Origin of the sequence: Shigella sp. FC1967 (assembly GCF_001743005.1) — a bacterium.
In the GTDB taxonomy this organism is placed as follows: Bacteria; Pseudomonadota; Gammaproteobacteria; order Enterobacterales; family Enterobacteriaceae; genus Proteus.
Window position 1 is genome coordinate 1 of the sequence record NZ_MIIZ01000586.1, and the last position, 7,197, is coordinate 7,197.

Sequence of the window (7,197 nt, forward strand, 5' to 3'; positions counted from 1 at the left end):
TATTTTAAGCAGGTTTTCTTATTCTAGATCCTATTTATTACGCATGACGACGTTCAAAATCAGCCATAAAGTCAACTAATGCCTGAACTCCCGCCAATGGCATTGCATTATAAATAGAAGCACGCATACCACCTGATACACGGTGACCTTTTAAGGCGACTAAACCTTGTGCTTCTGCCTCTTTTAAGAATACAGAATCCAGCTCAGGAGAAGACATTTGGAAAGGTACATTCATTAGTGAACGGTTTTCTGTGGCTACACGATTGATATAGAAATCACTATTATCAATTGCGCTATAAAGAAGCACTGCTTTTTCATAGTTACGTTTTGCCATCTCTTGTAAACCACCTTGCTCTTTTAACCATTTAAAGACCATTCCTGATAGATACCAAGCAAAGGTAGGTGGAGTATTAAACATGGAATCATTTTCAGCAAGTACGGTGTAATCAAAAACGGAAGGCGTTTCTTTGCGCGCTTTACCTAATAGATCTTCACGAATAATGACAATCGTTAAACCCGCAGGACCAATATTCTTTTGTGCCCCCGCATAGATAACACCATAACGACTCACATCTATTGGTTGAGATAAAATAGAAGAGGAATAGTCAGCAATAATAATTTTGCTATCATCAAAATCGGGCTCTTCATGAATAGCAATACCATCAATGGTTTCATTTGGACAATAATGCACATAAGCCGCATCTGCACTTAATTGCCACTCTTTCATTGGCTTAACACCAATTTTGCCATCAACTTCTGTTTTAATTTTAATGATATTTGGCGAACAATATTTTTCAGCTTCTTCGGCTGCACTTTTAGCCCAATAGCCACCATCAATATAATCAGCGCTGGCTTTATCGCCTAATAAATTGAGAGGTAACGCTGCAAAATGGCCTCGAGCCCCACCGTGGCAAAAAAGAATTTTGTAGTTTTCTGGCACATTGAGAAGATCACGTAGATCTTGTTCTGCCTGATGAGCAACTTCAAGAAACTCTTTACTGCGGTGGCTAATTTCCATAACCGAACGCCCAAGTTCATGCCAGTTGCATAATTCTAATTCTGCACGACGAAGGACTTCTGCCGGTAACATAGCCGGACCTGCACTAAAGTTATATACCTGACTCATTCAAATTCACCCTATCTGAATATGTTTTTACAAAATGACCTTTATCGGTTGTATCATTCTCGTTAAATTGGCGCAATGATTATTGTGAACTAACGCATAATATACAGAGTATAAAAATAATGGTTAGGAGTGTTTTATGTCGGGGAGTGTAAATAAAAAAGAAGAAGCGAGCTGGGGAATGCTTCTTCATGGAAAAAATAGTCTAAAATCGCTCGCTTTAGCAGGAGGTGTCGCATTACACGCAATTAATGTCTATATTACGATCACAACACTACCTTCCATTGTACGTGATATTGGAGGGCTTAATTTATATGCATGGAATACCACTGTTTTTATTCTGGCCTCAATTCTCTCTTCTGCATTAACTTCACGATTACTGAGTGCATTTGCACCTCGCAATAGTTATCTTTTTGCCACAATTTGCTTTTTAATAGGTTCTGTTATTTGCGCAACAGCGCCCTCAATGCAGATATTACTTTTAGGGCGATTTGTTCAAGGCGCTGGCGGAGGAATGTTGCTAGCACTTGCTTACTCTTTAGTCCGAGTCATGTTTCCTCAACCCCTGTGGTCTAGAGCCATGGCATTAATGTCTAGCATGTGGGGGATATCGACACTATTAGGCCCTGCATTAGGGGGAATATTTGCTGAGTATGATGTTTGGCGTGGTGCATTTTGGTCTATTTTATTTGTAGGTATCCCTTACACCATTTTATTATTTACTATTCTTCCTACCGAAAATAATACCGATAATATTATCGCGAAAACCCCGCTACCTTATCAACAACTTATTTTATTAATGCTTGCTGTATTATCTATTTCTATTGGCAGCCTTTATAACGTTATTTTATATAACGCTTTGTCCCTTTTGTATTTGCTTTTATCTTTATTCTACTGTTAGTCAATATTGATAAAAAATCAAATGATGGTTTATTTCCTAAAGGGACATTTTCTTTTTCTGCACCATTAGCCCCTATATATCTCACCATGGCTTTATTAGGGATCAGTGTACAAACTGAGGTCTTTGTACCTTATTTCTTACAAATTATCCATAATATTACCCCACTACTTTCTGGTTATTTAGCAGCATTGGTTGGCGCAGGTTGGTCTTTCTCTGCCATCATATCTTCATCAAGTAAACAATCTACTGCTCAGAGATTAATGCGTTTTGGTCCAATGATTAATTTTGTCGCTATTGTGATCCTTGGTTTATTTATTTCTAGTGCTCTAACCATACCATATGGGCAAATTATCATTATTTGTATCGCCCTCTTTTTTACAGGTGCTGGAATTGGTATGGCATGGCCTCATTATTTAACCCGTGTTTTACATGTTTCTCAGGGACAAGAAGCTCAAAAAGCAGCAACATCCATTACCACGATCCAATTATTTTCAACGGCTGTCGGTGCCTCTATTTCAGGGACTGTAGTTAATATGGCTGGGCTAACAGATCCGGGAGGTATAATAGGCGCTAAAAATGCCGCACATTGGTTGTTTATTATATTTTCTGTTTACTCCACTAATTGCATTTTATTTACTGCAAAAAATTATTATTTCCAATATAAGAAAAAAAATTAATAACTAAAAAGCTATTAAAAATAGCCTTTTTTAATATTTATAAATAAACGCCTTTTTAAATTTTTTCCATCTTTATTTATGTTACCAATATAGATAAATTACCCATGAATAACAGATAAGGGTAAAAATATGAAATTAAGAAATGCAATAGTAATAGGAATAATATACGCACCATCAATATGCCAAGCGGTACCTCGCCCCTACTATGTGAATAGTGAACCTCCTGCCGTTTATATTCCTATCAGTATCAATAAAGATTCTTCAACAACAATTAAATTAAACAAAACTAATCTCAATCAAGCCGAAATATTAATTGCACCGACAAATTCCAAAGGTGTTTCTCATAATAAATATGATACATTCAATGTACCTAGCGATGGCATTATCTTAAATAATGACAAGGTTGTCGCTGACGTTATTATTAATGAAGTGATTGATGGGACAACATCATTATTAGAAGGAAATATCGATATAAAAGGAAAGGCAGCGCACGTTGTTATCGCTAATCCCAATGGGATTGAGTGTAATAATTGTAGTTTTTCGTAATGCATTATCTGAAACACTAGCAACCGGAAAACCCATTATACATAATGATGAATTAGTCGGTTATCAGTTAGAACAATCAATCTCTTTCTTAGATCGCCGAACTTTTGGTGGTAAACCGTTTGATCATATAGGAAGAATTGTATTCAGAAACGAAAATAAACGTCATCCTGATAATTCCTTTAATAAGTTAATATCATCTCTAATAATATTAACCTAGAAAAAGGATTTATATCTTCTAAAGGGAATATAACTATTTATTCAGGGGAACAAAGAGTAATCATAAAAGACGATGTTACCATCTTAGAAAATGCCATGCAAACAAGAGAATTAAGACGTAAACTGCCAAATAAGATCATATTAGGTGATAAGGATAGTGACCCTAAAAAACAAGGTTTGACGTCGTATAAAAAATATTATTATCAATGCTTCTGATACAACTATTGATAACTATGGTTTCTTTAGAGAGTGTTAATAGTAATAGAAAAGCAATTCAATTAAATTTAAATAACACAAACATTTAATAATTATGGATATATTCTCGCCAAGAACGATATTTAAATCTCCAAAATAAATCTATCTTTAACAATACGGATGATGGGACGATTGGAATGCAATATTGGCTTGACTCTGACAGTGGTAACAGTAATACAAGCAGTACATATGTAGGATTTATACCTAAAAACACGGTTTACCGAATGAAAAAAAGTAACCTTAGATCTCAGTGAAGATAGTCAACTGATAAATAATGGCATCATCAAGATACATCGATTATACACACGCGATAAAAACATAACTAATATTAAAAACCATAACGAAGATATCAATCTTTATACTAAATTACTCAAAATAAGATAATATTAATAAAGAAAATCATCCGTTATTCATTGACGGATGATTTTCTCGTTTAACTTAAAAGTTAACTAGCATTAATATCTTTCAAAGTTTTCTTGGATCTTCGCTGGATCTTGTGTTTCTGTCAGAGATAACTGCAATAACACTCTCGCTTTTTGTGGATTTAAGCGCTCTGATGCAACAAAGCCATATTTTGTATCATCCACTTCACCATTTTGTGTAGTAAAACCGACGGGTACACGGCTTGAACGCACAACAACGACACCTTTTTTTAGCGCCATCGGCTAAGGTGTCAAAAATATCAGTATATAAGTTACCGTTACCAACACCCGCACTGACAATACCTTTGTAACCATTATCAATAAAAGCTTTTGCGGGTAAATTAGAGGCATTTGAGTAGTTATAAACAATACCCACTTTTGGTAATTCAGTTAGTTTACTGACATCAAATACGGGTTTATCCGCACGAGGTAATGCTGCTGTATAATAATGAACCTTTCCATTATGTACATAACCTTGCGCACCTGCATTAACAGGCTGGAATGCTTGTACTTCAGTCGTATTCATTTTCACAACATCTTTACCACTGATAACCGCATTATTCATGGTAACTAGCACACCACGATCTTCAGACGCTTTATCACTCGCAATCACAACCGCATTAAAAAGATTCAAAGGACCTTCTGCACCTAATGCAGTTGCAGGACGCATTGCGCCTACCATAACGACAGGTTTCTTGCATGCAGTGGTTAAATCAAGAAAATAGGCTGTCTCTTCCATGGTGTCTGTACCATGAGTGATCACAAAACCATCTGTTTTATCACAATCTGCATTAATTTTATTAGCCAGCTTAAGCCATACTTGGTCATTCATATCTTGAGAGCCGATATTCACAACTTGCTCGCCTTTTAAATTCGCAACTTGTTTAGCCTCAGGTACTGCATTAATCAATGTATCAATACCTAATTTACCTGCTGTATAGCTAGATGTCGTTGCGGAATCACCACCACCCGCAATTGTGCCACCTGTTGCTAAAATAGTGACATTAGGTAAGGCAAAAGCAGAACCACTGATTACAGCTAACAGGCTGGCAAGCAATGTTTTTTTCATCATCGAACTGATCCCTTATGAGTTTATAAATAAATCCAATTATGATGATTTAAAATTATTAATTCCGTGATAAATAGAACGAATTTATTAAAAAAATTCATATATCAGATAGATTATGAGTTATGAATATAATTAGCCGTGGGTAAATGAGAGAAATTATTAGTGCATTACAGGGGATTTCAGTATCATGTGCCCCTAACTATCACCCGCAAAATATTAATGAAACCTGCCATGTCACAAACATTTATTCCTGGCAAAGATGCCGCACTGGAAGATTCTATCGCTAACTTTCAGCAAAAATTAACCGACTTAGGATTTAACATTGAAGAAGCTTCATGGTTAAACCCTGTTCCTAATGTTTGGTCCGTTCATATTCGCGATAAAGATTGCCCTTTATGTTTTACTAACGGCAAAGGTGCCAGTAAAAAAGCAGCTTTAGCCTCTGCACTGGGGGAATACTTTGAACGTCTTTCAACGAATTATTTCTTCTCTGATTTCTGGCTAGGTGCTGATATTGCAGAAGGTGAATTTGTTCACTATCCCAGTGAAAAATGGTTCCCACTAACAGAAGATGATTCTGTTCCCGCAGGCTTATTAGATCCTCGTTTACGCAAATTTTATGATCCTGAAGGTGAGTTATGTGGTAGTGAATTAGTTGATTTACAATCAAGTCATCATGATCGCGGAATTTGTGCACTGCCATTCATACGTCAATCTGATGAAAAAACTGTTTATATTCCTGTAAATATTATTGCTAATTTATATGCGTCTAATGGCATGTCCGCAGGAAATACAAAGAATGAAGCACGAGTTCAAGGGCTTTCTGAAGTTTTTGAACGTTATGTAAAAAATCGCATTATCACTGAAAGAATTAGCTTACCTGAAATTCCTAAAGACGTTTTAACTCGCTACCCTGCTGTTATTGAGGCAATTGAAACGTTAGAACAAGAAGGTTTTCCAATCTTTAGCTTTGATGCCTCTTTGGGAGGGCAATTCCCTGTTATTTGTGTTGTATTATTCAACCCACAAAATGGCACCTGTTTTGCCTCTTTCGGTGCTCACCCTGATTTTGGTGTGGCGTTAGAGCGTACTGTGACTGAATTATTGCAAGGCCGTAGTCTTAAAGATCTCGATGTCTTTAATCCGCCAAGCTTTGATGATGAAGAAGTCGGTGATCATACTAACCTTGAAACACACTTTATTGATTCAAGTGGTTTAATTAGTTGGGATCTCTTTAAGAAAGATGCTAATTACACATTTGTTGATTGGAACTTCAGTGGTACGACAGAAGAAGAATTCCACACATTAATGTCACTTTGTCAGCATTGTGGCGCTGAAGTTTATATCATGGACTACTCACACCTAGGTGTTTACGCTTGTCGTATTTTAGTACCAGGTTTATCCGATATTTATCCTGCTGAAGATTTACAATTAGCCAATAACATTATGGGTGTACATTGGCGTGACACAATTCTTTCTTTACCAACAAGCGAAGGCACTCCAGAAGAGTATCTTTCTCTTATTGGTCAATTTGATGAAGATGGTTTAGACGATTTTACACGTATCAGAGAGATGATTGGTATTGCTCCAGGTAAAGATAATGGTTGGAGCCATTTACGTGTAGGCGAATTAAAATCAATGTTAGCGCTCGCGGGTGGCGACCTTGACCAAGCACTCGTTTGGGTTGAATGGACTCAAGATTTTAATGCTTCTTTATTTACGCCAGAGCGTCAAAACTATTATCGCTGTTTACATAATCTCTTATTATTACAACAAGAGACTGAACGTGAACCAGAACAATATATGCACGCATTTTCTCGTATGTATGGTGAAAAAACATTACAAGCAGCTTTAAACGCAATGCAAGGTAAACAAGCATTTTACGGATTACAAACGATTGATCCTGATTTAGCTAATTTGCCTGTTCACCAGTCATTACTTTCCGCCTATGAGAAATTACAGAAAGCAAAACGTCAATCGACTAAATA

Annotated in this window: 5 protein-coding genes and 1 pseudogene; 4 read left to right on the forward strand and 2 right to left on the reverse strand. The window is 36.4% G+C overall.

The window, feature by feature from the left end; genetic code table 11:
- Positions 1-37: 37 nt before the first annotated feature.
- Positions 38-1,126 carry a 3-phosphoserine/phosphohydroxythreonine transaminase gene (serC, locus tag BHE89_RS06055; protein ID WP_069368186.1) on the reverse strand — a complete coding sequence of 363 codons (1,089 nt, stop codon included), beginning with the start codon at positions 1,124-1,126 and terminating at the stop codon, positions 38-40.
- A 136-nt stretch (positions 1,127-1,262) separates the two neighbouring features.
- Between serC and BHE89_RS25140 the strand changes: the two genes are divergently transcribed.
- The 3 genes from BHE89_RS25140 to BHE89_RS25150 all read left to right on the forward strand — a co-directional run bounded on the left by BHE89_RS25140 (position 1,263) and on the right by BHE89_RS25150 (position 3,247).
- Positions 1,263-2,024, forward strand: a complete 762-nt coding sequence (locus tag BHE89_RS25140; protein WP_286145934.1) for an MFS transporter — start codon at positions 1,263-1,265, stop codon at positions 2,022-2,024.
- An 86-nt stretch (positions 2,025-2,110) separates the two neighbouring features.
- The gene (locus BHE89_RS25145) at positions 2,111-2,701 is read left to right on the forward strand and encodes a hypothetical protein (RefSeq protein WP_286145935.1); all 591 of its coding nucleotides are present in this window, start codon (positions 2,111-2,113) and stop codon (positions 2,699-2,701) included.
- Between the two features lie 129 nt (positions 2,702-2,830).
- Positions 2,831-3,247, forward strand: a complete 417-nt coding sequence (locus tag BHE89_RS25150) for a two-partner secretion domain-containing protein (RefSeq protein WP_286145936.1) — start codon at positions 2,831-2,833, stop codon at positions 3,245-3,247.
- Positions 3,248-4,173: 926 nt separating this feature from the next.
- On the opposite strand, the pseudogene ansB reads toward BHE89_RS25150, so the two are convergent.
- Positions 4,174-5,212, reverse strand: a pseudogene (gene ansB, locus BHE89_RS06070) (L-asparaginase 2).
- A 228-nt stretch (positions 5,213-5,440) separates the two neighbouring features.
- On the opposite strand from ansB, the gene ycaO reads away from it, so the two are divergent.
- A partial coding sequence (ycaO, locus tag BHE89_RS06075) for a 30S ribosomal protein S12 methylthiotransferase accessory factor YcaO (RefSeq protein WP_069368183.1) occupies positions 5,441-7,197 on the forward strand: 1,757 nt, incomplete at its 3' end.

Excerpts from the sequence above, each read along its gene's own strand:
- serC (WP_069368186.1), bottom strand. The coding sequence starts at position 1,126 with ATGAGTCAGGTATATAACTTTAGTGCAGGTCCGGCTATGTTACCGGCA.
- BHE89_RS25140 (WP_286145934.1), top strand. The coding sequence starts at position 1,263 with ATGTCGGGGAGTGTAAATAAAAAAGAAGAAGCGAGCTGGGGAATGCTT.
- BHE89_RS25145 (WP_286145935.1), top strand. The coding sequence starts at position 2,111 with ATGGCTTTATTAGGGATCAGTGTACAAACTGAGGTCTTTGTACCTTAT.
- BHE89_RS25150 (WP_286145936.1), top strand. The coding sequence starts at position 2,831 with ATGAAATTAAGAAATGCAATAGTAATAGGAATAATATACGCACCATCA.